Here is a 24,739-nt window from a genome sequence, read left to right as displayed (position 1 = left end):
GTGGAAGAAGAACGTATAAGGAGTTTTATCGCTCTTGATTTGGATGCGGCGACCAAGGATTTTCTGGAAGAGATGATAATGAGATGGAAAGAGTGTTATCCCCAGGCCAAATGGGTGCGGAAGGACCAGCTTCATGTTACCCTTGCTTTTTTCCCGGCTCTTCCAGTAAGGTGCACAAAGGATATAAAAAGTATTTTGGAAGATTTGGGTGCTCATTTTTCTTCTTTTTATTCTGATTTGAGAAGAATAGGAGTTTTTCCTTCCTGGAATAGAGTTCGAGTGCTCTGGGTGGGCTTTGATGAGGATGGAGAAGAGAGAACGAAACGAATTGGTGCAGTGCTCCTCCAGAACTTGAAGGCAGCAAAGATGGCAACTGAAGACAAAAAAGAGCTAATACCACATGTTACCCTGGCGAGATTGCACCATCCAGTATGTTTTTCTCCCTCAGATTGGAAAATCGAAAACCCTCTGGTTGCTGCGATTCAAAGGATCGTCTTGTTCCAAAGCACGCTCACTCCGCAGGGGCCAATTTATCGGGAACTTTTTGCTTTTGATTTAAAGGGGTGAATGGGATGGGTGAAGAAAAAAACGTTCGAACGGAGCGAGAGGCCACTTTACAACAGGCAATTGGCCTTATAGAGAGGAAGTACGGCCGAGGAGCAATCATGTTTCTTTCCCAGAACGTGTTGGTGACGGATGTGGAAGTAATCAAGACTGGATCCATTCTCCTGAATATTGCCTTAGGGGTGGGAGGGCTTCCCCGGGGTCGGATTGTGGAAATCTTCGGTCCTGAAGCATCGGGGAAGACAACCATTGCTCTGCACGTCATCGCGGAAGCGCAGAAAAAAGGAGGAGTTGCCGTCTTTATTGACGCTGAACATGCCCTTGATCCAACCTATGCTGGCAAAATTGGAGTCCAGATCGACAAACTCCTTATCTCCCAGCCTGGTACCGCTGAGGAAGCTCTGGACATCATTGATGCCCTGGTGCGCAGTGGTAGTATTGATGTGGTGGTACTCGATTCGGTTGCTGCACTGGTTCCGAGCGCTGAACTTGATGGAAACATTGGTGAGCCATCGGTTGGTTTGCAGGCCCGCTTGATGTCTCAGGCTTTGAGAAGATTGACCGGGTATATCAGTAAGACCAAAACTGTGGTGATCTTTGTGAACCAGTTACGAGAGAAAATTGGTAACATGTACGGGCCTTCAGAGACCACTCCCGGAGGCAGGGCGCTTAAGTTTTACGCTACAGTGCGGCTGGACGTAAGAAAAAAGGATTTTATCAAGATAGGAAGCAGTGATGAAATCATCGGAGCGAAAACCAAGGTACGAGTGGTAAAGAATAAATTGGCTTCACCCTTTAAGGAGGCGGAACTGGAAGTAATTTATGGTGAAGGTGTATCGAGGGAGGGAGAAATCCTGACTCTTGGAGAAATGGCTGGGATATTGAAGAAGTCGGGAAGCTGGTTTTCCTTCGGAGAGTACCGCTTAGGTCAGGGAAGGGATGCGGTGCGGCAATTTTTGAAAGAAAACCCTGAAGTGAGTGAAAAAATGGTATTTGCGGCTCTGGAAAAGCTGAATATTGACCCCAAGGTTGCTCTGGGTTGAGATGGACAAAATACTCCAAAAATGCTGGCGATATCTCAATAGAAAGATGTATACGGTGCAGGAACTTTCCACAAAGTTACGTCAGGATGGTTTTGAGGAGAGGGAGATAGAAGAGGCGATTGCATTTCTTCAAGAGAAGGGTTATCTCAACGACGCAGAATACGTGAAGGTGTATCTGGAAGGTCGAAGGAGCCGGCCCAAAGGATATTTAGCCATCGCTGATGAGTTGCAACGGAAGGGTGTGGGGTGGCCGTATTTGCACTCCCTGCGGGAAGATTTTTATCCTCTTGAGGCGGAAATCGAGGATGCTCTGCGATTACTCCAGGCGGGTAAAGAGCGTGGAGAGGACGAGGTGAAAATCAAGAGAAAGTTATTGCGAAAAGGCTTTACCTGGGAGGCCATTGAAAGGGCTTGGAGCCGGTTAGAAGGCTCTTCGTATTCTTGACTTGGGTTGGGGGTACGATTAGAATATTCTTTAGCTTTGTAGTAAGAGTGAACATTGAAAAGTGAATAAGGGGTGAATCCAGACATGGAGTTTATATATATCCTGTTAGGAGTTGCGGTAGGGTTTGGGGTAGGTGTAGTATGGATCACGCTACAGAATCGGCAAAAAAAAGAGGATGCGCAAGATAAGGCGCGGGAGATTGTTGAAGAAGCATGTCGACAGGCAGAGAATCTAAAAAAAGAAGCGCTCCTGGTAGCAAAAGAAGAGATTCTGAGAGAGAAACAAAACCTTGAAGAAGAAATTCAGCATAAACGAAAAGAGTTGCAAAATCTTGAGTCTCGCTTATTGCGCAGAGAAGAAATGCTGGAACGGAGATTGGATCAGCTGGAACGTTCCGAAAACGCTCTACGTCGTACTCAGGAGGAAGTAGAAAGAGTCCGTAAGGAAGTTGAAACCATGAAAGCTCGAGAAATACAGGAGCTGTCAAGGATTGCTGGTCTTTCTCTGGAAGAAGCTCGGGAAGAGCTCTTGCAAAGGATTGAGAAAACTCTGGAGTACGAAGTGGGCTTGAAGATTAAAGAAGCCGAAGAACGAGCCAAAAAAGAATCGGAAAAAGTGGCACGGGAGATTGTGGTGCAGAGTATTCAGCGTTATGCTGCGGATTTTACAGTAGAAAATACTGTTTCGGTGATTGGTTTGCCAAATGACGAAATGAAAGGAAGAATCATCGGAAGAGAAGGACGGAACATTAGAACCTTCGAAATGATTACTGGAGTAGATTTGATCATTGATGATACTCCTGAGGCGGTCATCATCTCATGTTTTGACCCGATCCGGCGAGAAATTGCACGCATTGCTCTGGAGAAGCTTATTGTTGATGGTCGTATTCATCCGGCTCGGATTGAGGAATTGATTGAGAAAGCCAAAGCCCAGGTGGAAGAGAAAATCCTTCAAGAGGGAGAGCAAGCCCTCTTTGATACTGGAATTAAGGGGATTAACTCTGAACTGGTACATTTACTGGGAAAGCTGTACTTCCGTACCAGTTATGGACAAAACGTATTGCAACATTCGAAGGAGGTAGCCCATTTTGCTGGATTAATGGCCTGGGAGTTGGGGCTAAATGCGACTGTTGCCAAAAGAGCGGGGTTACTGCACGATATTGGTAAAGCTTTGGATCACGAGGTTGAAGGACCTCATGCGGAAATTGGAGCGAAGCTGGTTGGCAAGTACGGCGAAAAATGGGAAATTGTCCATGCCATTGAGGCGCATCATGGTGATGTAGAACCAGCGACCATTGAAGCCGTCCTGGTCCAAGCTGCTGATGCCATCTCCGCTTCTCGACCGGGAGCCAGGAGAGAAAGTCTTGAGGCATACATCAAGAGGTTGGAAAGGTTGGAAAAAATTGCTGACTCTTTCGATGGAGTAGAGAAATCCTACGCCATTCAGGCTGGAAGAGAAGTTCGAATTATTGTTAAGCCTGACAAAATTGATGACGCCGGCGCCGCGAAGCTGGCCCGAGAGATTTCCAAGAGAATCGAGGATGAGTTGGAATATCCTGGCCAAATTAAAGTTACAGTAGTCCGAGAAACCAGAGCTGTGGGATATGCGAAATAAGGGTAGGAGGAGAGTTGCTTGAAATTTTTGCTCGTCGGTGACGTGGTTGGTAAACCTGGAAGAAGGGTTCTACGTGCGCAACTATCGAAGGTAAAACAGATGTTTAACGTGGATGCTATTGTGGTCAACGGAGAGAATGCAGCCGGAGGTCTGGGGATTACTCCGGAGGTCTGTAACGAGATCCTTGCTTTGGGTGTCGATGTGGTGACTACTGGAAACCACGTCTGGGATAAAAAAGAAATTCTGGGGTATATTGGTGAACAACCTCGCCTGTTGCGACCGCTTAACTACCCTGAGGGGGTTCCAGGAAGAGGGTCGGCAATTTTTGAATCAAAGGGCCAAAAATGGGCAGTGATTAACCTCAGCGGCAGAGTTTTTATGTCACCCTTAGATTGTCCTTTTCAGAGAGCGTGCAAGGAAGTTGAACACCTGAAGCAATTTACCACGATCATTCTCGTTGATTTTCATGCCGAGGCTTCTTCAGAGAAGGTGGCTATGGGATGGTTTCTGGATGGGAAAGTTTCTTGCGTTTTTGGTACTCATACTCATGTAGTTACGGCTGACGAAAGAGTTCTTCCTCAGGGAACCGCTTATATTACCGATATTGGAATGACCGGGGCGCAGGACTCGGTGATTGGGATAGAAACAGGTGAGATCATAGGCAGGTTCCTCACTCAAATGCCTTTCCGGTATAAGGTGGCGAAACACAATCTGAGACTCAATGGCGTTGTGGTGGATGTTGACGATGATACAGGGAAAGCTCGGGATATATTCCGTATTTCTATTCCATTCGAAGATGAGATTTGAGTACAAGGAGGAATAAAGCATGGATATTTTAAAAGTATCTTCGAAATCGAATCCGAACGCTGTCGCTGGTGCTCTGGCAGGAGCAATTAGGGAAAAGGGTGTAGCAGAAATACAGGCAGTAGGGGCAGGAGCAGTGAATCAGGCGATCAAAGCAATAGCCATTGCCAGAGGATATGTGGCGCCAAGTGGCATTGACCTCGTATGTATTCCTGCCTTTACTGACATCACCATTGATGGGGAAGAGAGAACTGCCATAAAATTGATTGTTAAGCCTCGTAACGATTAGAGTTTTGGCCTATTGAGAAAGCCTGCTTTGAAAGCAGGCTTTTTTGCTTTTTGAGTGAACTGGAATAAAGGTAAAAGTGCGTCGTTTTTGAAATATGATGGATAGAAATGTTTCTTTTCGGGTTATTACTTTTGGTTGTCAGATGAATAAGAGTCGTTCTGAGCATCTCTCTTATCTCTTTTCCCAGAGTGGTTTTGTTGCTGCTTCCCGTCCCGAGGAAGCAGACATCCTTATTTTTAACACTTGCGCTGTTCGGGAACACGCCGTAGAACGAGCGGTAAATGCCATGAATCAGATGGTTACAAACATTGTCTCTCGAAAAGGGAAAGCACCGGTAGTGGTAGTCTGTGGATGCATGAGTGAACTCCTTCGGGAAAAGCTTATGCAGAAAATACCTCTGGCAAAGCTTTTGGCTGGAACTCAGAGATGGGATGTGATTCCTTCCTTGCTTCGAGAAAACCTTGATAAGGAGGGACAGATTTGCTTTTTTGATAGCGAAGAACCTGCTCCGTTTTTGGAGAGTGGATATATCCGGGAATCTCGGACGTTTGCTTATCTTCCCATTACCTATGGATGTGATAACTTTTGTAGTTACTGTGTCGTACCCTATGTAACGGGGAGGCAAAGAAGTAAGCCTGGAAATCTGGTATTGGAAGAATTGGGGAATATTCTTCAAGAAGGTTTCCCAGAGGTCATTCTTCTGGGCCAAAACGTGAATAGTTACGGGAAAGACTTAAGGGTGCCACATACCTTCGAGCATCTGCTGGATGATATTGAACGACTTTTTGGGAAAGAGGAAATCTGGGTTCGATTTATCACTTCACACCCTAAGGATATGCGGAAAAGCATTATCGAAAGAGTCCAGGGAAGTGCTATCTTTTGCCCTTATTTTCATTTGCCTCTTCAGGCCGGTTCGGATCGGATTCTATCTTTGATGAATAGAGGCTACACCCAGCGTGATTACCTTAAAATGGCCGATTTGATTCGAAATAGTTTCCCTGACGTTGGTATTGGTACCGATATCATCGTTGGTTTTCCGGGAGAGACCGAAAAGGACTTTCGGGAAACGTTAAAGGTAGTGGAGGCGATTCAGTTTGACATTGCTTATACCTATATCTATTCGCCGCGGCCTCTCACCGCTTCTGCCCGCCTTTGGGACGACGTTCCCCAAAGGACCAAAGAGGAGCGGCTAAGAACGCTAAATGCTCTTTTGCGTGAAATCTATCTTCGTAAAATTGAGAAAAGACTTGGTACCACTGTCGAAGTGCTGGTGGAAAAAGAAGAGGATGTGTACTATGTGGCTCATACTCGAAGCAACCTGCGAGTACACTTGAAAAAGAACGGAGGAGTGCGACCAGGTAGGCAGATGGTGGTGCGACTCCAGTCGTTACAAGGAACAAAGGTAGAGGGGGAGGTTACCACTCCAGCTCTATGATGGGAGGTAAGCTGGTTTGCCTTGTTGGTCCAACCGGAAGTGGGAAGACGAGCTTATCTCTGGTTTTAGCTGAGAAACTCAAAAACGTTGAATTGATTTATGCTGATTCTTTGGCGGTCTATAAGTACCTCGATGTCGGTACCGATAAGCCTTCTCTGGAGTCCCGTAGGGCCGTTCACCACCATTTGGTTGATTTCCTTGATCCCAGAGAACGGTGGAGCGCTTTTGACTTTAAAAGAGAGGTTATCTGGCTTTTTCATGAGATGATAGGGAGGAAAGTTTTCCCTATTGTTACTGGGGGTACTGCTTTTTATCTTCGTACCCTTTGGCAGACGCCTTTCCGTGAAGGAGCGTCTCCAGACTGGAGGGTACGTGCTTGGCTTTCCCGGCTGCGTAGTGAACAAATTTTTGCTTTGTTGAACGATGTTGATCCGGTTCGGGCCCGGAAGGTGGGAAAAAGTGATCGTCAGCGACTCATTCGCGCCTGGGAAATCATCTACCAAACCGGTCATCTCCCTTCTGAGAAAAAGAAGAACTCTTCTCCCATTTTTGTCCCACTTCTCTTTGGTATCGCTTGGGAAAAGGAGACCTTAAGGAGAAGGATTGCTGAACGGGTGGAAACGATGTTTCGAAAAGGAATTGTTGAAGAAGTGAAAAAACTCTTTGATATGGGATATACTTTCCCCATACCGGCACTCGATAATTTTACCTATTTTCCCGTGGTTCAACTCATTCACGGTGTAATTTCGCTCGAAGAGGCTAAGGAACGAATTAAAAAAGGGACCTTCCTTTTAGCCAAAAGACAGATGAATTGGTTCAAAAAGTGGCCAGTGGTGTGGTTTTCTGGAGACAATATGTCTTGGGAACAAATGGCAAGGAACATTTATCAATTTTTGAAAAAAGAGGGGGTGGTAGAGTGAATGAAAAGGAAAATCAAAAACAGGAACCGGGAAAAATACGGGATTTAGGTTTCTATTTTTTGAACCTTCTTTCGGCAAAAGCTTGGCAGTACCTGGGGTTGATGGTCCATCCTGAGAATGGAAAAATACAGGTTGATTTGGAAGAAGCTCGTAAGGCGATTGACCTCTATTCGGTGGTGCTCGAAAGCATTAAAAAGGATCTGGTGAAAGATGAACTGCGAGAGCTGGAGCTACATCTTTCCAACCTGCAACTGAATTTCGTGGAGAAGATGAAAGAACTGGCTCGGGGTTAATAAAAGATGACTCGTTTTCGAGTGGGGATCATCGGTATCGGGAGTATGGGGCTTTTGCACCAGCAGGCACTCTCTAAGCTGGGTATCGATGTAATGGCAGTGATGAGCCGTCAGCAAGAGAAAGGACGAGCCATCGCACAACGGATAGGGGCTACCTACTGCCGGAGTATTCATGAACTGGTGCAAACCGGGGTGGATGTGGTTCTTGTGGCCACTCCCACGGTAAGTCACGCTCAAATTTTGCTTGAGCTTATTGAGGAAGGCGTAAGGAATATTTTCTGCGAAAAACCTCTGGTCAGAACACTCGAAGAAACAGAAAAAATACAGGAAATCTGCAAAAAAGAGCGGATCCGATTGGGAATTGGCTATAAAATGCGGTTTGAATCGGGTTTTCGAATGGCAAAAGAGATGGTTGCGAGGGGAATAATCGGTCCTCTACAGTTTTTGGCTTTCGACTATTTTCAGACGACCCCTCCTCAGCCGTGGTACTTAGAAAGTGGTGTTGTCCATGAAATTCTCTCTCATGTGATAGACCTAGGTAACTGGCTTGTCGCGGGGAGTCCCTTAGAGGTATTCTGCAAGACACAGAATTTTCAGAAAGGAACCATGGAGGACCGGGCATATCTTGTCCTCCATTACTCCAGTGGGGTGGTGGCAACCATCCACGGGGGGTGGCTGGGTGGATATCCAGAGTTCCCGGGAAAACAGAGGCGCAATATTTGTTTTCAGCTGGTTGGAGAGGGAGGGTATATCGCGGGTATCAGAGGATTGAAGCTGTTTGTGTGTCGGGATGGAGAAGAAAAAATCCTCGAAGTCCATCTCGCCGATGCTGTAGTTGAGGAACTCCGGGGTTTTTTTGACGCCCTTGACCAGGGTCAACCTCCTCCGGTAGGACTTCGAGAGGGTGTTTTCGTACAGGCCATAATCGAAGCAGCACTCCGATCAGCGGCAAGTGGCAAAATGGAGAGGGTTTTACCTCTTTGGGAGTATGGAGATTGAATCAAAAACCATGATTTCTTCGGAAATAGACTTTCTTCCTTCTACTGGGTTTCTTCCAAGAGCTGCCATTCGGCATACCCCTCTTTTCGCATCAGTACCCTTTGTCCCACCAGAACTACTTTTGTAATGGAGGGATGCGTCTTCACCGTAGTATAGGCTCGAAGGAGATTGGCGATGGTTGCTTCCTGGAAAACGAGTTCCGTCCCATCGTTGAGGAGAATTGCGGTACGTATGTGGTGATGATTTTCAGGTATGGTGACGATGATTTTTTGAACTTCTTCATTACGGATTGTTCGGCTGGACATGGGCATATTTGCTCCTTTTTCACTGTTTTTATTATTGATTATTTAATCATATCTGAACGAGAGTAAAAAGTGTATACCAAACTTCTTCAGTGGTTTCATAAAGAAGGACGGGCACTTCCCTGGAGGGAAGATTACTCCCCCTACAGCGTGTGGGTTGCTGAGACTATGCTCTGCCAGACTCAGGTTGAACGGGTCATCCCCCGTTACCTTCTCTGGATGCAGTATTTTCCAGATGTTTTCACTCTTTCCAAGGTTCCTCTGGAAGAACTATTAAGGGTCTGGGAAGGCTTGGGATACTATACTCGACCTCGGTACATGCACGAGACGGCTAAAGAGTTGGTGAAAAAATTCGAGGGAAAATTTCCTGAAGAGTACAATGCGCTCTGCAAACTTCCAGGAGTTGGACGCTATACCGCCTGCGCGATTTTAAGTATTGCTTACAATCAACCATATCCAGCAATCGATGGGAATGCAATACGGGTTTTTGCCCGTATCTTAGACCTTTCTCTTCCTGTAGAAACCAAAAAAGCTCAAACGGCGATTTTCGATTTTGGGGCTTCTCTGGTTCAAAAAGGAGAGGCGCGTCTTGTGAATCAGGCAATTATGGATTTGGGGGCTATGGTCTGTGTTCCCCGTAAGCCTCGCTGTGTGCTCTGTCCGGTGAAGGAAGAGTGTTTCGCTTTTCAGCGGAACACTCAATGTATAAGACCGGTTCGTCGAGCACGCACTCGTGAAACTGTGGAAGCCGTGATTGTTTTCTACCATCGAGATGGTCAGGTACTTGTTCGAAAACGTCCTGAAAAAGGGTTTTTTGGTGGTTTATGGGAGTTTCCCTGGCAGGAGAACGCCTCCTTGGATGAATTGATTTTCAAGCATGGTTTAAGTTCTGGTTCTGTTCCAGAATGGGTAGGAGAGATTGACCATGGGTACTGTAATCGCCAGGTGAAGGCCCGGATATTTTTCATCGATGTGAACGGGTGGCCTCTTTCTTTGGGGGGTTATGTTTGGAAACACATCGACCACCTTGAGCAATACCCTTTTTCATCATTCCATCGCAAGGCGTTCAGGCTTTTTCAAAAATTTATTATGGGAAAGCGGGGGATGAATACGTGATGCGGATTGAGCGATGGTTTACTTTTTTCTGTCTTTTGGTTTTTTCTCTGATGGTGATCCAGGAAGGGCGGGCTCAGGAGCAAGTGTCACCTTTTGAAAATGGTCGATTTTGGAGGAGTGACAGCGGTTCTTTACATTATCAGATATGGTTTCCACCCTTACCGAGGGGGAAAGTGCTCCTTATCCATGGCCTGGGCGGCTCAACATTTTCCTGGCGATTTGCTCCTTCTTTTCTGACGCAGGCAGGGTATGTGGTAGTGGCCATTGACCTTCCTGGTTTTGGCTACAGTGAAAGGGTGGTAGGGAAGGTTCATGAGTCCGAAAATCGGGCGCGTTTGCTTTTAGACTTTCTGCACGCTCTGGATCGTGAAGTCATTCCCAAGTCGGTTGCAAATGAAAAGTGGCATCTTGTTGGTCATTCCATGGGAGGCAGTACGGCTTTTCTAATGGCTATGGAAACACCGGAAAGATTTTATAGTGCGGTGCTCATTGATGCCGCCCTGGGAGCTCGTTCATTCCACCTTCTAAAAATCTTTACTTCCTTTCCCCTGACAAAGCAATGCTGGATTACCTTCATTCGCAATGTTTTTCTCTCTCGTTCGAACATTCGACGTAGTCTTTCTTCGGCGTATGGCCGAAAACCAACTGCTGAGGAGGTAGAAGGGTACTTCCGTCCACTACAGCGTAAAGGCACTGCTCGAAGCCTTCTGAGCTTAACGAATCAAGCATCTTTTTTAAGACTTTCCCCATTTCGCGGGAAACCTCATCCTCCTTTTTTACTCATATGGGGCGAAAAAGACCGCGTCATTCCCAGCAAGCAAGCAAAGAGATTTCAAAAGTTCTTTCCTGAAACCCCCCTTTATATTATTAAAGGTGCCTCGCATTGCCCCATGGAAACGCATCCCGAGGAGGTCTACTCTTTAATGGTTCAATTCTTTAGCACTCAGTGAGGGGGAGATGTTCGAAAATGGCTCGAATTGTAGCCAGTGATTCAGGAATTGGCTCTTTCACAATGCAGGTTATGACTTGACGGCCACGGTTCTGGAGGGCCTCGCGGTCTCCAAAAGCCTGGGCTTTTTTCAAAAAGTCGAAATCGAAAGGTTCCCCTGGAATGGGAAGTGGTGAAGGGTTTTCGCTCAGGAACTGAATGAAAATTCCTTTTCCGTCATCACCTTTATGGAGTTGCCCGGTTGAGTGGAGGAAACGGGGGCCGAACCCTACGGTCACTGCACGGCGTATACGGTCTCTGAGGGTAGAAGCAATTTTCCAGAGTTCATCTTCAATCTGTTTTCGGTAGGGGAGGAAGGCTTGAAGGGCAATATAGCCATTTTGAGGAAGCTGCAGGAAAAGGTTAAAAAAAGCTTCCTGAGGTGACGAGGCGGAATGATCAGGAATGACCGTAATCGCTTCGTTGAGGAGAAGCGCACCCCTATCAGGTAGTGTCTGGGTGTTATGAATTCTCTTCTTGGTGAGTATTTTTGTTTCTTCCACGTTGGGCTGATCAAAGGGGTTGATTCCTAAAAAGTAACCGGCAACGGCTGTGGCAAATTCCCACAGAAACATCTGTTCTCCCAGGGTGTGCGGATCAGGTAATTCGGCATGGAAAAAAGGACAATTTGCCTTACGCATTTCTTGTGAAAGTTGTTCCATAAAAGGATTCTGAGTATCGCCAATCATTACAAACCATCGGTCTTCCCCATACTGGTGTATCGGGCAAGGAGCGTGTTCAATAACTGGGAGGATACCTTTTCCCTCTTTTCCAGTACTTTCGGCAATGAGTTGCTCAAGCCAATCTCCAAAACTTTTCCACTGCTGTGGGGAAAAGAAAAACGTAGGTTTGTTCTGGCCTTTTTCAGCCAGCACACCCATCATGCTTCCCAGAAGGGCTCCGTAGTTTTCTTCTAAAGAGAGATTTGGCAAACATTGTTGCATTCCTTCTTTCGCTGAATTGAGAAGGCGATGGAGATTAACTCCAGTTAGACTTGCTGGAACAAGACCAAAAAGAGAAAAGGCCGAGTAGCGTCCACCGATATTCGGGTTGTTGAGAAAAACTTTGCGGAAACGGTGCTGTTGTGCCAGGTCAACCAAGGGACTTCCAGGATCGGTGATAGCCACGAAGTATTGCCCGGCGCTTTCCCCACCTTTCCTTTGCACCAGAGCAAAAAAGTGGCGGAAAAGCATGAGCGTTTCTAAAGTGTTTCCCGACTTTGTGGAAACGATGTACAGGGTTTTTTTCTGGTTAGCAATCTGGGTGTAGCGGGAAATCGTTTCGGCATCGGTGGTATCAAGCACCAAAAGTTCGAGGGCATTACTCCTCCGTGGCAATACCCGGGCAAAGAGTTCCGGAGCGAGACTTGACCCTCCCATGCCCAGCAAAAAAGCCTGTTGAAATCCTTCCTGATGGAGTTCAAGAGCAAATTCCTGTAATGTTCCTATTTGGGGTTCGATTTCCTCCACAATTGTAAGCCAGTCAAGACGATTGTGGATTTCCTGAGGGTCTTTTTTCCACACAGTGTGATCTTTTTGCCAGATGCGTTCGATGATTTTTCCCTTGGCAAGATTTTCAAGTGCTGTTTTGATACTCTCTTCCGCAGTTCCCAAAAAAACATTGATATTGCTTTTCACCGTTGTTCCTCCTGTTTTATATGTTGAGGTATAAAAATATTATCACAGAGGGGCAGCAAGAGTGAATGATATATGGACATCTCTTGAAGGAGAGAAGGTGTTTTGAGTAGGTGGACACGATTCTTTTTGGAAATCTTCGTTGACACTCGGGTAAAAACAATATATTATTCCCAAAAAAAGGGGGATTTGTGACATGAAAAAGTGGCTTATCTTCATTCTAGTCTTTTCCCTTGCATGTGTTTTTGGAAGTGGGTCTGTTTTCGCTTCCACGCTTGATGATATTAAGGTCCGGGGAAAATTGATCATCGGTACCGATGCAACCTATCCTCCCATGGAATTTCATGATGAAAAGGGGGACATTGTGGGGTTTGACATTGATCTGGGAAGGGCTATTGCTCGAGAGCTGGGGGTGGAGGCGGAATTCATCGACACCGCCTGGGATGGAATTTTCCCTGCACTCGATGCTAAAAAGTTTGATATTATCATGTCTTCGACTTCCATTACTGAGGAACGATTGAAATCGAAAGCCATGAGCGATCCCTATTACGTAACTTCCCAGGCTATCGCCGTCAAGAAGGGTAAAGAATCCATTAAAGGGCCGGAAGACCTGGTGGGGAAAGTGGTGGCAGTCCAAATTGGAACCACAGGAGACCTGGCAGTGAGTGAAATCGAAGGAGTAGAAGTAAAGCGGTTTGATACCATTGACAAGGCTTACATGGAAGTTATGAATGGAAGGGCGGACGCTGTGGTTAACGACCTATCCGAAGTTTCCTACCGGATGAAGATTCTCCCGGATATGGAAATTGTAGCCACTTTTCGAGAAGGAGAAGAAAAATATGGGGTAACGTTGCGCAAAGATGATACCGAACTTTTAGCAGCTATTAATCAGGCATTACAGAAAATTAGAGAGTCCGGTGAGTACGACGAAATCTACAGGAAATGGTTTGGAGAAGTTAAAAGGTAAAGGAGAGGTTCCATTTGAATTTTGACGCATTAGCTCTCTATAGAGCGCTTCCTTCCTTATTTTGGGGGGCAACGGTTACGCTTCGGGTTACTGTGCTTTCCATCGTAATAGGACTCGTTATTGGTGTCTTGGCTGGTTTGGCGAGAGTGTGGCCCAATGCGTTTTTGAGAGCCATTTCTTCGGTATATATTGAGCTGGTAAGGGGAACACCGCTTCTGGTGCAGATTTTCCTGGTTTATTTTGGTTTACCGGCTCTTGGGTTAAATCTTGACCCCTTTGTGGCCGGCATTATTGCTATGGGTATCAACAGTGGTGCCTATGTGGGTGAGATTGTACGAGGTGGAATTGAGTCGATTGCCCAGGGACAGATGGAAGCAGCGCTGTCCCTAGGGATGACCTGGTGGCAGGCAATGTACCATGTGATACTCCCTCAGGCTTTTGTACGCATTCTTCCCCCCCTGGGGAACGAGTTTATTGCCCTGCTTAAGGATTCATCCCTCGTTTCGACCATCGCGATTGCTGAGCTCACCAGAACTGGTCAGATTATCATTACCAGAACTTTTAAGTCCTTTGAGATCTGGAGTGGTGTGGCTTTATTTTATTTTGTCATGACGTATGCGATCTCCCGGGTAGTCAAGTATTCAGAAGGAAGGTTACGTTATAGTGAGTGAGTGGATTATTGATGTAAGGGATCTCAATAAATATTTTGGAAAACATCACGTGCTCAAGGACATTAATCTCAAGGTTCGTTTTGGTGAAGTGGTGGCGATCATAGGAGCTTCAGGTTCGGGAAAAAGCACCTTTTTGCGATGCCTGAATGGGTTGGAATCGATTCAGGGTGGAGAAATTATCGTTGATGGGGTAACCGTCAACGGTAAAAATACCAACCTTCATAAATTACGGCAATCAATTGGCATGATTTTTCAGAATTTTAATCTTTTTCCTCATATGACGGTCATGGAAAATATTGTACTGGCTCCTCAAAAGGTGAAAAGAGTACCTCGAAAAGAAGCTGAAGCCATTGCATTGAATTTCCTGAGTAAGGTGGGACTCGAAGACAAAGCGTATGCGTATCCCTCTCAATTGTCCGGTGGACAGAAGCAAAGAGTTGCTATTGCCCGGTCTTTGGCGATGAATCCTAAGGTGATGATGTTTGACGAACCCACTTCTGCCTTAGACCCCGAAACGGTCAACGATGTACTGGATGTCATGAAAGAACTGGCTAAGGAGGGTATGACCATGATCGTTGTGACGCACGAGATGGGGTTTGCAAAAGAGGTTTCTCACCGGGTGATTTACCTTGATGAGGGGAAAATCGTGGAAGAAGGTACCCCCGAGGAGATTTTTTACCGTCCAAAAAGTCCCAGAACGAGGGCTTTTTTGGGTAAAGTTATCAATATTTGAGGTCAAGCATAATGAACGAGAAAAAAACGGTCCACATTGGCGTCATTGGTTTCGGTACGGTGGGAGCGGGGACCCTAAAAGTTCTGTGGGAGCGCAAACCAGAAATTGAGCAAGAGTTAGGGGTAACCATTCAGGTAAAGCGAGTGGTTGATAAAGACTGGATTCGAGAGCGGAATATGGTTCTTCCACCGGAGATGAAGGGAAACGATCCCTTGGAAGTGATTACGGATCCGGAAATTGAGATCGTTGTTGAAGCCATTGGTGGTGTTTCACCGGCGTTTGAAATTGTTGCTCAGGCTTTACAGCATGGGAAAAGTGTGGTGACACCGAACAAAGAGCTTATTGCTAAAAAGGGTAGAGAGCTTCTGGAAATCGCCGGGGAGATGGAAACAGACCTTTTTTTTGAGGGAGCTGTGGGTGGGGGTATTCCCATTATTCACGCGCTCAAGGAACAGTTGGTTGGAGATGAAATTGAGGAAGTAATTGGTATTGTTAACGGAACCACGAATTTTATCCTTTCGGAAATGTCTCTTTATAAATCTTCGTACCAAAATGCTCTTTATGAAGCTCAAAAAAGAGGGTACGCCGAGCCTGTGCCAACCATGGATGTGGAAGCTTTCGATGCCGCGTATAAAATTGCCATTCTGGCCTCCCTTTGCTTTCACACTAAGGTGGATGTGGAAAAGGTGTTTCGGGAAGGCATTACTCGGTTGATTCCGGAGGATATCGATTTTGCTAATGAGCTCGGTTTTGCAGTCAAGCTCCTTGCCATTTCCAAGAAAATAGATGGACAGCTTGAGCTTCGAGTTCATCCGGTACTTTTACCACTTGAGCACCCCCTGGCTACCGTGAATGGTGTGGAAAATGCCATCTACATCAAGTCAAAGACTCGGGCACTGACGTTTCGTGGACCCGGGGCTGGAGGGGAAGCAACAGGGAGTGCTTTGGTGGGAGATATCATTGAGGCTATTCGGAATATCCAGTTCCGGTGCAAAGGCAGAGTTGGATGTACCTGTACCTGTGAGCTAGAAGTTCGGTCCATCAATGAGCTTGTTACTCGATACTGCGTCCGAGTTTTGGCTCTGGATGTTCCCGGTGTTCTGGGTAAAATTGCGACGCAGTTTGGTGAAGCTGGGGTCAGTTTGCAGGCCGTGAAGCAACCGGTAAGTACTCCAGGAAGGTTGACCAATATCTATTTCCTGACTCATGATGTGGTTGAGGAAAAACTCCGTAATTCTCTGGAGAAGATTAAAAAGCTGGAAGTTGTACAGGATGTCTATGCAATTCGCGTGGAGCAGGGGAGTTAAACCTGAGGAAAGGGGTGATGGTTTGGAAAAAGAAAAAATGAAGACCTCTTTGACCTGTTTACGCTGTCAAAAGGATACACTCCATAGCGTGGTGTATCAGGGGGAAGTAATCCGTATCATACGATGTGAGGAGTGCGGTCTTGAGGTGAGTTTTGACCAAAAAAAGCTTCTTACGCTCTATGGAGAAGATTTACTCAAGAGAGTACTCACCAAACCTCGACGCCTTACTGAAGAATATGAAAAAGACCTCTTCTCCTTTTTCAGCAGTATTCCATTTCGGATTGTAACCAAGCCCTACCGAATTTTAAAAGAACTGGAATCGCTTCAGGATGATTAAATTACCGAACACAACCCTGGCAAAAAATACTTTCATTACCGCTGGCTTGTAATGTTTCTCCAGGTTTGAGAACGACGAATCGTTCCGTATCCCAGTTTCCCGAAAGAAGATCCCACAGAAGACGTGAATCTCCGTCGATACTCTCGTAATTCCATCCTAAAGCCTGGGCGCACTCTCTGGTGAAATCCTGATATTTTTGGTCGACAGGGAAGCCCCATTTGATGTATACTGCCCAGGAATATTCCCGCTGCCAGTTATTCTCTAACTGCATGAGATATTCGGCATTTTCTGGTCCATATTTATTGGCATAGGCTTGATAAATGAGTTTCCAGCGTTCTGGTCCTGGCTGGATGGAGTGTTCAATCCAGCCCGAGGAGTACCAGTAAACACCCCGGTGGATTTGGATGTACTGTTCGTACTTTTCCTTGGAGCCCAGAAGGAGCGTAATGCAATCATGGGCGCGAGGGATAACCAGGGGATATGATGGGGAATAAATGCCGTCCGTGCCGTTGCTGCACAATCCGTATACCAGGATAATGCCCTCATAGTCGTATCCATATTCAGTGCCAATTTCGGGATAAAAAAAAGTTTGCTTTTGAACCTGGTTTATTTTCTTTTGAAGGAATTCTCTAAGTTTTTGCGGGGTATTGTGAAGTCCAAAGGAAATAAACTCGACTTCGCAAAAGTTTTCTATTTGGGAACTCAAAAAGGAAAGCTCGCGACGAAACACTTGGCAGGCCAGGACCTTAAATCTTTTTTTCACCACACTGTGCATGGTTCATTCCTTTCTTAAGGTTTTTGTGGTTATTCTATGCTTTCGGTCATCCTTTGTAAAGTTTTCTCAGTACTTTCGGAATTATGGTCTTTCGATAATTCTTCTTGCGGCTCCTTTTTTTCTCTGCTACTCTAAGATGCGGCTGATATCTCGAAATGGAGGTGTGGATATGTTTCTCTGTGATTACCATGTGCATACTCCTCGCTGTGGTGATGCGGAGGGAGATTACGAAGAATACATAAAGGAAGCCCTTCAGAAGGGAATTACGGAAATTGGTTTTTCGGGTCACTCTCCTCAATATTTTCTGCCGAAGGAGGAGAGGAAAAGGGAGTCAGCGATTCCGGAAGAAGAATTGTCGCTGTACATTCAAGAGGTGGAAGAGCTCAAGGCAAAATACTGGGGAGCAATCACCATTCGTATCGGGTTAGAAGTAGATTTTGTTCCAGACAAAGAAAAGGAACTGGATGCTGTGGTTCATTTCTATTCCTGGGACTACTTACTCCTTTCTGTTCATTACCTGGATGGCTGGCCTTTTGATCATCCCAAATATATTGGACGTTATCAGGAAGAAAATATCAACGAAGTGTATCGGAGGTATTATCGAACCCTAAAAATGGGTGTTGAAACTGGTATTTTCGATGTGGTAGCTCATTTTGATCTTCCCAAAAAGTTTGGTTTTCTGGCAACGGAGGCCATTACGGAAGTTGAGGAAGTTTTACAATCCTGCCAAGAACATGACATGGTACTCGAAATAAACACCGCTGGTTTTTATAAACCTGTTGGTGAAATGTATCCTTCTTTTGCGATTCTAAAAAGAGCTAATGAAATTGGCTTGCAACTTTGCCTCGGTTCTGATGCGCACCGGCCCCATGAGGTAGGAAGGAGTTTTCATACTGCTTTGTCGTTGGCTCGAGATGCTGGTTTCCGAAACCTGGTTTCTTTTACAAAGCAAAAAAGGACCCTCTACCCCCTGTAGGTGAAGTATGCGTATGATCACCGCCATGGCGGTGTTGGTTGTTTTCGCACCTTTTATTTATCTCTTTCTTTTAAGAAGCAATCCTCAATCCTTTTGGGTGAGCAACTTTATCTGGATTCTCCTTTTGGCGATACTCGGTATTTTTTTGAGCAATACGTTTCAGCGAAGAGGGAGATGACAAGGAATTCAGAATATGGTATACTGAGTATGGCTTGGAGAAGAGGAGAAAGCCTTCCAGAATATATTCTGGAAGGCTTTTATTTTTGGAGGGAATGTATGGAAGGATTTTTGAAGACCTTGCGTCAATATCCCATCATTGGAGCTCTTCGGACCTCTTCACTTCCTACCGTGGGTGAGGCTGATCGTGCTCTCTGTCAGGTTTTTTTTCTTCTGGAAAGTAACGTTCTGGAAATAAGAGATGTCCTGTTACAGTTTGCCGAAGTACCTTATTTCCTTTTGCATATTGACCTTTTTGGGGGTATTGCTTCGGACGAGAGTGGCTTAATTTTTATTCGGGAAACGTTTCCTCTGGTAAAAGGCATTATTTCCACACGAACTCGGACCTTGACGCTAGCAAAAAAAGCTGGATTTATTTCCATTTTCCGATTGTTTTGTATCGACAGCGAGTCACTGAAAACTGGTTTCAAGATTGTCAAGGATGTGGCTCCTGATGCGGTGGAATTGTTGCCTGGGGTGATATTTCCCAAAATTAAGTCTTTCGTTCCTAAGGATACTTTTCCTCCCATTATTTGTGGAGGGTTTATACGAGAAATGAACGAAGCCAGGGAAATTTTACAGAATGGCGCAGTGGGAATTTCAACGAGTGCGAAAAATCTTTGGCGAATGAACCATATACAGTGGTGAGGAGTTCCCTTTGATGGAAAAGGTGTTTGATGTGATCATCATTGGTGGAGGTATTGTGGGATGTGCCGTGGCCTGGTATTTGTCGCATTTCGATTTGGAAGTTTTACTTTTAGAAAGAGAAAGTGATGTTTGTTGCGGAGTGAGTAAGGCAAACACTGGAATCATCCACTCTCAAAGTTACTGGACCCCTTACACCTTGAAGGGAGAACTCCATCTTCGGTCTCTGGCGCTTTTTCCTCAGGTAGAAGCAGAGCTCAGTCTTCATTTCCTCAAGACTGGTGCCTTGACTGTGGCGTTCACCAGAGAAGAGGCGGCTTTTCTGAGGATTCTCAAGGAAAGAGGTGCTATTCCGGGTGCCGAAATCATAGGACCTATGGAATCAAATGAGATCGAACCATCATTGAGTCCTCGCGTCTTTGCCTGTTACTACGACCCGGAAACAAGGGTTGTTTCTCCGTTCGCTATGACTCTAGCTCTGGCTGAGTTTGCTGCACTCAACGGGGTGTCCTTTGTCTTTGACGAAGAGGTTATGGAGTTTGAGGGTGGGGACAAATTCATTAAAGTTCTGGGAAGAAACGATTGTTATTTGGGGAGAAGAGTAGTCAATTGCACTGGTTTATCCGCAACGAAACTTGCCCAGAAAAGTCACGATGCTGTACCCTCTCATCGACTCTTCCGGGGGCAGTATTTCGTGCTCGATAGAGAGTGCGATTCGTTGGTCCGGCATGTTCTCTATCCTGTTCCTACGGTTGAGAGTAAAGGGATACTGGTTTCTCCGACTCCTGAGGGAAATATCTTGGTTGGTCCCAATTTTGAGCCTGTGGATGAAGAGGATACTGCGACCACATTTCAGGGGCTTAAAGAGGTTGAAGAGGGTGCTCGCAGATTGGTTCCCTCTTTGCCACTTGAGCAAACGATTACCACATTTTCAGGTTTGCGACCTACACTTCCAGAAAGAGATTTCCGTATTTTCTTCTCTTCCTCTTTTCCAGGTCTTTTACACCTTTGTGGTATTGAATCTCCTGGTATTACGGCTTCTTTAGGAATTGCCGAATACGTGGGGGAGAAATTGAAGGATTCTGGAATCACGTTGTGGGAGAAAAGGGTTTCTCCCCGAACGGCTTTTCCAGTTTTCAGAAATTGCAGTTTCGAAGAAAGAGAACGCCTGATTGTGGAAAATCCTGACTGGGGAAAAATTATCTGTCGTTGTGAAGAAGTCACTCTAGCTGAAGTAAAGCACGCCTTTTTCGGTCCTATTCCTGCTTCCACCCTCGATGGCCTCAAAAGAAGGGTACGGGTGATGGCCGGGCGGTGTCAGGGGGGATTTTGCGGAATGTATCTTCCCATCATTATGATGCAGGAACTTCATCGCGGGGTAAAAGAAATTTTGAAATCAGGAAGGGGTTCTTTCTATTTTTTAGGAAAGATTGAGGACGTGGTACAAGACAATGCCCAGACGTGTTGAAGCTCAAGTGGTGGTAATCGGTGGCGGCCCAGCAGGCATGGCAGCCGCACTGTCTTCTTTTGAGAATGGTGCACGGCCTGTGTTTCTTTTGGAGCGGGGAAAATACTTAGGAGGAATCCTCAATCAATGTATCCATACCGGCTTCGGGCTTCACTATTTTGGAGAAGAGTTGACTGGACCAGAATATGCTGAACACTTCGTTGAACAGTTGGAAAAGACTCAGGTCGAAATTTTTCTCGATACCACGGTTCTGGAGATAACTGAAGATAGAATCGTCAGAGCCGTGAATCCTGCAGGGGTTTGGGAGTTCTATGCGGAGAATGTGGTGCTGGGTATGGGATGTCGGGAACGTACCAGAGGAATGCTCCGTATCCCGGGTCACCGACCAGCGGGTGTTTTTACAGCTGGATTGGCACAATATCTGGTTAATGTGGAAGGATATCTTCCGGGGAAGGAAATTGTCATTCTGGGTTCTGGGGATATTGGGCTTATCATGGCTCGGAGATTGGCGCTCGAAGGAGCGTGCGTAAAAGCCGTGGTGGAAATCAAGCATTCACTCAGTGGACTGTTGCGGAATTATGTCCAGTGTCTCTTAGACTTTGATATTCCGCTTCTTCTCTCCCACACGGTTACCAAAATTTTAGGGAGAGATCGGGTAGAAGGTGTACTCATTAGTAGAGTCGATGACCGGGGTCAAATCGTTTCAGGAAGTGAGCAATACGTTGAGTGTGATACGGTGCTTCTTTCCGTAGGTCTCATTCCAGAAAATGATTTAAGCAAGAAGGCTGGTATTCCTCTTTGTCCTTTTACCGGTGGTCCGTTCGTCGACGAATATTTTTCCTGTGATAAAGCGGGGTTTTTTGCCTGTGGCAATGTGGTTGCAGTGTTTGACCTGGTGGATTATGTGACTATGGTTTCCACGATGGTGGGGAGAGCGATTCGTATTAACCCTTGGGAGAGAAAACCGGTACGTCATATGCTCGTGCCGGCTTCAGGGGTTTCTCATGTGATTCCTCAGCGGATTCGAGAAGGACGGGAGGGGTTTCTGTTCATACGATCCCAGCATGCTTTTCGTGACGCAGTTCTTTCGTTTTCTTTTGAAGGTAGGGAATTTCAAGCAGTGTCAGTTCCGCTTTGTTACCCCAGTGAAATGGTTAAAATGAACATGTGGGATATTTCCTGGCCGTCGGAGGAGGGTGAAATTCAGGTCAGTATCAGGGGGAAAAGAGTCCATGGAATCGGTTAAACTGATTTGTGTGGTTTGCCCACAAAGTTGCCATTTGGAAGGAATAAGAGAAGGCGATTCGTTGACCATTAGAGGTGGGTGTAAACGGGGGAAAGAATATGCCTACAGGGAAATCACTGCTCCTTGCCGGCTGGTAACGACCACCATACCCATCCGTGGTGGAGTAATCCCAAGACTTCCGGTTCGAACTTCTGCACCTTTCCCCAAAGGGAAAATCAGAGAACTGATGATTTTTCTCAAGTCCCTTGAGGTCCAGGCACCGATAAAAAGGGGTACGGTGATTGTGGAAAATCTTTTAGGAGAAAAAGGGGTTCATCTTTTAGCAACGAGAACCGTAGTCTCTAATGGAAAAATCTTAAGGAAGAGTTAGTGGTAATTTCAATTGCAACATCCCGATTTTCATCTTAACCATGGGAATGAGGTTCAGTTCTTCCTTTTCCTCCGCTAGCGCTAGAAGTTTTTCGTAGACTTTTATCGCTTCCACAACTTTGTTTTCTGCTTCATAGAGAGAACCGAGAAGATTCAATGCCGAGAGATTTTCCGGATCTTCTTCTAATATTTCTGCAATGGTGGCTTTCGATCGGTCAAGAAGTGCCAGCCGGAAGTACCACATGGCTTTCTCAAGGAGGAAATCGGATTTTCTGGAGTACAAGGATTCAACCTGTGCAAAGATCGCTTTTGCGTTTTCTTCCTTACCGAGTTTTTCGTAGATACACCCCATAATAACGTATGGAGTGGAACGTTCGGGAAAAAGAGTAATGGCTTCTTGACAGGCCTGAATGGCTTCCTCCCATTGTGCTTTGTCGATCCCCTGTTCAGCTCGACTCATGGCATTTAAGTAGTTCTGTTCTGCAGGAGGAAGACGGAAAACCAGGAAATAAAGGGAAAGTATGATTGCCACAGTAACTCCCGAGAACATCAGTCTCTTGCGAGCTTGTGCTCTTCTTTTTTGTTTTACTGTTTCATCGATCCACCACCACCATCGCTCTTTTGGGGGATTGTGTTTTTTTCTTTCTTCTTCTAAAGTTCTTTTACCGAGCATCCTGATGAAGAGGAAACATTGTTTTTCAAAGAGCGCATCAAAGTTTCCTACTCGGGTCTCTTCAGGGTCGACGAACGCTCCCTGAGAACGATAAAACGAGAGCCATTCTTCAATTCTGTCTCGTAAGCAGAGGAGCTCAACCTCTTTCCCTTTCTGATCCTTGAGATTGGCAACCCTTTTTACGTACTCTTCGATCCAGGATCGAACTTCATCAAGTTCCGGTATACCCTTCGATTTTTGCTTTTCCATGTCTTCATCACCTTATTCTATTGTATTGTTTTTCATTTTCTTTGCCAATCGTATGGCATATTCCATTTCTATCTCTTGGACCTACTTTGTGGTTCCAACCGGAGAAGGGGTTGAGAAGACCATCACGAATCATAAAGCATTTATTGGTTACCCTTTGAACAGGAACTATCTGGGAAATTTTGTGTTTTCGGGGGTTTGTAAAGTTTTGTGGGAGGACAGACTCATGCAATTGATTCTTCCTGTGCGCTGGACAACGTTTTCTTTGATAGCGCATTGCACGAACCTTACTCTACTTTGAGGAGTTTTTCGGCAGTTAATTCGTCAGTTATGATTGTCGTGATGAGTTTCCCGCGTAAGGCTCCCAAAATGGCAGAAAATTTCTTTTCTCCTCCTGCAACACCCACCACCTGGGAAATTTTCTTTAGATCAGCAATGGTCACGCCAATTCGCCGTTCATCAGCTCTGGAAGCCACTGGCTCACCAAGCTGGTTGTAGAAATTTCCGCAAATGTTCCCCACAGCCCCATGGTGCAGAAGTTCCTCTTTTTCATCTTCCTGAATGTCTCCAGTGTCCATAAGGGTAGAGGTCGGTTCTAAACCACCGATACCAACAAGAGCGACGTCCGCACGCCTTGCAAGGTCTAGCACCCGCCGGATACGTTCTTCACCTTCTATGGCTTTTTTGGTTTTCTCATCTCGGCAAAAAGCCGGAGCAAGCAGAAAAACCACATCACCCTCAAATGCATCGGCAATGCGCTGAGCCAATTCAATGGACATGACTTCTCCCTTCAGTTTTCCATATCCACCCATAATCTGGATGACCCGGAGACCAGGAATCAATCTTCTGGTGAGGAAATTGGTCATTTCATAAAGGGTTTTCCCGTATGCTACACCCAGAGTGGTATAGGGCTCCAGTTTGTTGACTAGAAAGTAAGCTGCCTCCTGGGCGATTCTTCTTGTAGCAAGATATTCTTCTCGGGCAAAAAGGCGGGCAATTTTGATTTCTTTTAACCCAAACTTTTGACACAGTTCTCCTTCCATTTGAGAGAGAGGAGAAAGGGATTCAGCAATTCTAATCTGGACGATTCCCTCTTCATAGGCTCGGTTAAGAAGGCGTGATACTTTCTGACGAGAAATACCCAGAGCTTCTCCCACCTGTTCTTGGGTAAGGTGCTGATAATAATATAGTCGTGCAACTTCTATCAAAAGTTCTCGCTGATTGAACCTTTTCAAGGCTTATCCTCCCTTGGAAAGACCCTCTTTGCTACTGTACCACAAGGCTGGACAGACGAAAAGCATAGGATAGAGATATATTTTAGGTCACCATTTCTTGAACGCCCCGAATAATGTCTTCCACCTGAGGCACCAGTTTTTTCTCCAGATTGGGATTGTACGGAGGTGGCATTTCTTCTCCGCCCAGTCGAATTACAGGAGCATCAAGGTAATCAAAGGCTTTTTCCATGATGAGTGCTGCGATTTCGGCACCAAAGGCACCGAACTTTGATGGTTCATAGATTATGATGGCTCTATTGGTTTTCCTAACTGATTGTAAAATGAGCTCTTCATCCAAAGGTCTCAGACTGCGCAAATCCAGAACTTCGGCTTCAATTCCCTGCTGAGCAAGAATCGTCGCTGCTTCTAAACTCCGTGAGACCATGATAG

The 24,739-nt window shown here is 45.8% G+C and carries 28 protein-coding genes; 22 read left to right on the top strand and 6 right to left on the bottom strand.

The features are described 5' to 3' along the window. The 10 genes from thpR (at position 1) to ABDK92_02380 (ending at position 8,406) form a co-directional block, all read left to right on the top strand. On the top strand, positions 1 to 567 hold the full coding sequence (gene thpR / locus ABDK92_02425; GenBank protein ID MEN3185478.1) for an RNA 2',3'-cyclic phosphodiesterase: 567 nt from the start codon (positions 1 to 3) through the stop codon (positions 565 to 567). Positions 568 to 572: 5 nt separating this feature from the next. Further along, complete coding sequence (gene recA, locus ABDK92_02420; GenBank protein MEN3185477.1) at positions 573 to 1,607, top strand: recombinase RecA; 1,035 nt, start codon at positions 573 to 575, stop codon at positions 1,605 to 1,607. A 1-nt stretch (position 1,608) separates the two neighbouring features. Then, positions 1,609 to 2,052: a RecX family transcriptional regulator gene (locus ABDK92_02415; GenBank protein ID MEN3185476.1), complete on the top strand. Its 444-nt coding sequence runs from the start codon at positions 1,609 to 1,611 to the stop codon at positions 2,050 to 2,052. 84 nt (positions 2,053 to 2,136) lie between these two features. Continuing rightward, positions 2,137 to 3,666, top strand: coding sequence for a ribonuclease Y (gene rny / locus ABDK92_02410; GenBank protein MEN3185475.1), 1,530 nt, complete (start codon positions 2,137 to 2,139; stop codon positions 3,664 to 3,666). Positions 3,667 to 3,684: 18 nt separating this feature from the next. Beyond that, positions 3,685 to 4,473: a TIGR00282 family metallophosphoesterase gene (locus ABDK92_02405; GenBank protein MEN3185474.1), complete on the top strand. Its 789-nt coding sequence runs from the start codon at positions 3,685 to 3,687 to the stop codon at positions 4,471 to 4,473. Between the two features lie 19 nt (positions 4,474 to 4,492). Then, positions 4,493 to 4,759 (top strand): stage V sporulation protein S, encoded by a 267-nt coding sequence (locus ABDK92_02400; protein MEN3185473.1) that lies wholly within the window; start codon positions 4,493 to 4,495, stop codon positions 4,757 to 4,759. A 94-nt stretch (positions 4,760 to 4,853) separates the two neighbouring features. Further along, positions 4,854 to 6,194: a tRNA (N6-isopentenyl adenosine(37)-C2)-methylthiotransferase MiaB gene (miaB, locus tag ABDK92_02395; protein MEN3185472.1), complete on the top strand. Its 1,341-nt coding sequence runs from the start codon at positions 4,854 to 4,856 to the stop codon at positions 6,192 to 6,194. Continuing rightward, positions 6,191 to 7,114: a tRNA (adenosine(37)-N6)-dimethylallyltransferase MiaA gene (miaA, locus tag ABDK92_02390; protein ID MEN3185471.1), complete on the top strand. Its 924-nt coding sequence runs from the start codon at positions 6,191 to 6,193 to the stop codon at positions 7,112 to 7,114. The genes miaB and miaA overlap by 4 nt, the downstream gene beginning before the upstream one ends. Next, on the top strand, positions 7,111 to 7,407 hold the full coding sequence (locus tag ABDK92_02385; protein ID MEN3185470.1) for a DUF1844 domain-containing protein: 297 nt from the start codon (positions 7,111 to 7,113) through the stop codon (positions 7,405 to 7,407). Before miaA ends, ABDK92_02385 begins: the two co-directional genes overlap by 4 nt. Positions 7,408 to 7,413: 6 nt before the next feature. After that, entirely contained in the window at positions 7,414 to 8,406 is a 993-nt protein-coding gene (locus ABDK92_02380; protein MEN3185469.1) for a Gfo/Idh/MocA family oxidoreductase, read from the top strand. A gap of 41 nt (positions 8,407 to 8,447) precedes the next feature. Here the strand turns inward: ABDK92_02380 and ABDK92_02375 are convergent, their stop codons facing one another. Further along, positions 8,448 to 8,711, bottom strand: coding sequence for a hypothetical protein (locus tag ABDK92_02375; GenBank protein MEN3185468.1), 264 nt, complete (start codon positions 8,709 to 8,711; stop codon positions 8,448 to 8,450). A 69-nt stretch (positions 8,712 to 8,780) separates the two neighbouring features. Between ABDK92_02375 and mutY the strand changes: the two genes are divergently transcribed. Together mutY and ABDK92_02365 are read left to right on the top strand one after the other, a co-directional pair. Then, a complete protein-coding gene (gene mutY, locus ABDK92_02370) occupies positions 8,781 to 9,824 on the top strand; it encodes an A/G-specific adenine glycosylase (protein ID MEN3185467.1) in 1,044 nt (347 codons plus the stop codon). Further along, positions 9,824 to 10,774: an alpha/beta hydrolase gene (locus ABDK92_02365; GenBank protein MEN3185466.1), complete on the top strand. Its 951-nt coding sequence runs from the start codon at positions 9,824 to 9,826 to the stop codon at positions 10,772 to 10,774. The genes mutY and ABDK92_02365 overlap by 1 nt, the downstream gene beginning before the upstream one ends. Here the strand turns inward: ABDK92_02365 and ABDK92_02360 are convergent. Continuing rightward, positions 10,761 to 12,449 (bottom strand): hypothetical protein, encoded by a 1,689-nt coding sequence (locus tag ABDK92_02360; GenBank protein ID MEN3185465.1) that lies wholly within the window; start codon positions 12,447 to 12,449, stop codon positions 10,761 to 10,763. The genes ABDK92_02365 and ABDK92_02360 overlap by 14 nt on opposite strands. Positions 12,450 to 12,642: 193 nt before the next feature. On the opposite strand from ABDK92_02360, the gene ABDK92_02355 reads away from it, so the two are divergent. From ABDK92_02355 to ABDK92_02335, 5 genes are read left to right on the top strand one after another with little or no spacing between them, the layout of a single operon-like run. Continuing rightward, positions 12,643 to 13,413 (top strand): basic amino acid ABC transporter substrate-binding protein, encoded by a 771-nt coding sequence (locus ABDK92_02355; GenBank protein ID MEN3185464.1) that lies wholly within the window; start codon positions 12,643 to 12,645, stop codon positions 13,411 to 13,413. A gap of 14 nt (positions 13,414 to 13,427) precedes the next feature. Continuing rightward, positions 13,428 to 14,084, top strand: a complete 657-nt coding sequence (gene ehuC / locus ABDK92_02350) for an ectoine/hydroxyectoine ABC transporter permease subunit EhuC (GenBank protein ID MEN3185463.1) — start codon at positions 13,428 to 13,430, stop codon at positions 14,082 to 14,084. Between the two features lie 4 nt (positions 14,085 to 14,088). After that, positions 14,089 to 14,817, top strand: a complete 729-nt coding sequence (locus ABDK92_02345) for an amino acid ABC transporter ATP-binding protein (protein MEN3185462.1) — start codon at positions 14,089 to 14,091, stop codon at positions 14,815 to 14,817. An 11-nt stretch (positions 14,818 to 14,828) separates the two neighbouring features. Further along, entirely contained in the window at positions 14,829 to 16,124 is a 1,296-nt protein-coding gene (locus ABDK92_02340) for a homoserine dehydrogenase (GenBank protein MEN3185461.1), read from the top strand. 22 nt (positions 16,125 to 16,146) lie between these two features. Beyond that, positions 16,147 to 16,461, top strand: a complete 315-nt coding sequence (locus ABDK92_02335; protein ID MEN3185460.1) for a bh protein — start codon at positions 16,147 to 16,149, stop codon at positions 16,459 to 16,461. A gap of 1 nt (position 16,462) precedes the next feature. Here ABDK92_02335 and ABDK92_02330 read toward each other — a convergent pair whose 3' ends face one another. After that, on the bottom strand, positions 16,463 to 17,236 hold the full coding sequence (locus ABDK92_02330) for a DUF1638 domain-containing protein (GenBank protein MEN3185459.1): 774 nt from the start codon (positions 17,234 to 17,236) through the stop codon (positions 16,463 to 16,465). A gap of 169 nt (positions 17,237 to 17,405) precedes the next feature. Between ABDK92_02330 and hisJ the strand changes: the two genes are divergently transcribed. The 5 genes from hisJ (at position 17,406) to ABDK92_02305 (ending at position 22,157) form a co-directional block, all read left to right on the top strand. Beyond that, a complete protein-coding gene (gene hisJ, locus ABDK92_02325; protein ID MEN3185458.1) occupies positions 17,406 to 18,212 on the top strand; it encodes a histidinol-phosphatase HisJ in 807 nt (268 codons plus the stop codon). Positions 18,213 to 18,488: 276 nt separating this feature from the next. Beyond that, positions 18,489 to 19,076, top strand: a complete 588-nt coding sequence (locus tag ABDK92_02320; protein MEN3185457.1) for a glycerol-3-phosphate responsive antiterminator — start codon at positions 18,489 to 18,491, stop codon at positions 19,074 to 19,076. Between the two features lie 13 nt (positions 19,077 to 19,089). Beyond that, on the top strand, positions 19,090 to 20,541 hold the full coding sequence (locus ABDK92_02315; protein ID MEN3185456.1) for an NAD(P)/FAD-dependent oxidoreductase: 1,452 nt from the start codon (positions 19,090 to 19,092) through the stop codon (positions 20,539 to 20,541). Next, on the top strand, positions 20,525 to 21,787 hold the full coding sequence (locus ABDK92_02310; GenBank protein ID MEN3185455.1) for an FAD-dependent oxidoreductase: 1,263 nt from the start codon (positions 20,525 to 20,527) through the stop codon (positions 21,785 to 21,787). The genes ABDK92_02315 and ABDK92_02310 overlap by 17 nt, the downstream gene beginning before the upstream one ends. A 61-nt stretch (positions 21,788 to 21,848) precedes the next feature. After that, a complete protein-coding gene (locus ABDK92_02305; GenBank protein MEN3185454.1) occupies positions 21,849 to 22,157 on the top strand; it encodes a DUF1667 domain-containing protein in 309 nt (102 codons plus the stop codon). Here ABDK92_02305 and ABDK92_02300 read toward each other — a convergent pair. From ABDK92_02300 to ABDK92_02290, 3 genes are all read right to left on the bottom strand, one after another. Beyond that, complete coding sequence (locus ABDK92_02300; GenBank protein MEN3185453.1) at positions 22,143 to 23,078, bottom strand: tetratricopeptide repeat protein; 936 nt, start codon at positions 23,076 to 23,078, stop codon at positions 22,143 to 22,145. The genes ABDK92_02305 and ABDK92_02300 overlap by 15 nt on opposite strands. Before the next feature lie 284 nt (positions 23,079 to 23,362). Beyond that, on the bottom strand, positions 23,363 to 24,310 hold the full coding sequence (locus ABDK92_02295) for a sugar-binding transcriptional regulator (GenBank protein ID MEN3185452.1): 948 nt from the start codon (positions 24,308 to 24,310) through the stop codon (positions 23,363 to 23,365). Positions 24,311 to 24,392: 82 nt separating this feature from the next. Then, a partial coding sequence (locus ABDK92_02290; GenBank protein ID MEN3185451.1) for a transketolase C-terminal domain-containing protein occupies positions 24,393 to 24,739 on the bottom strand: 347 nt, incomplete at its 5' end.

Source organism: Atribacterota bacterium (genome assembly GCA_039638595.1).
Classification (GTDB): Bacteria; Atribacterota; Atribacteria; order Atribacterales; family Caldatribacteriaceae; genus Profundicultor; species Profundicultor thermophilus.
This window is presented reverse-complemented; position numbering and strand designations above follow the sequence as displayed.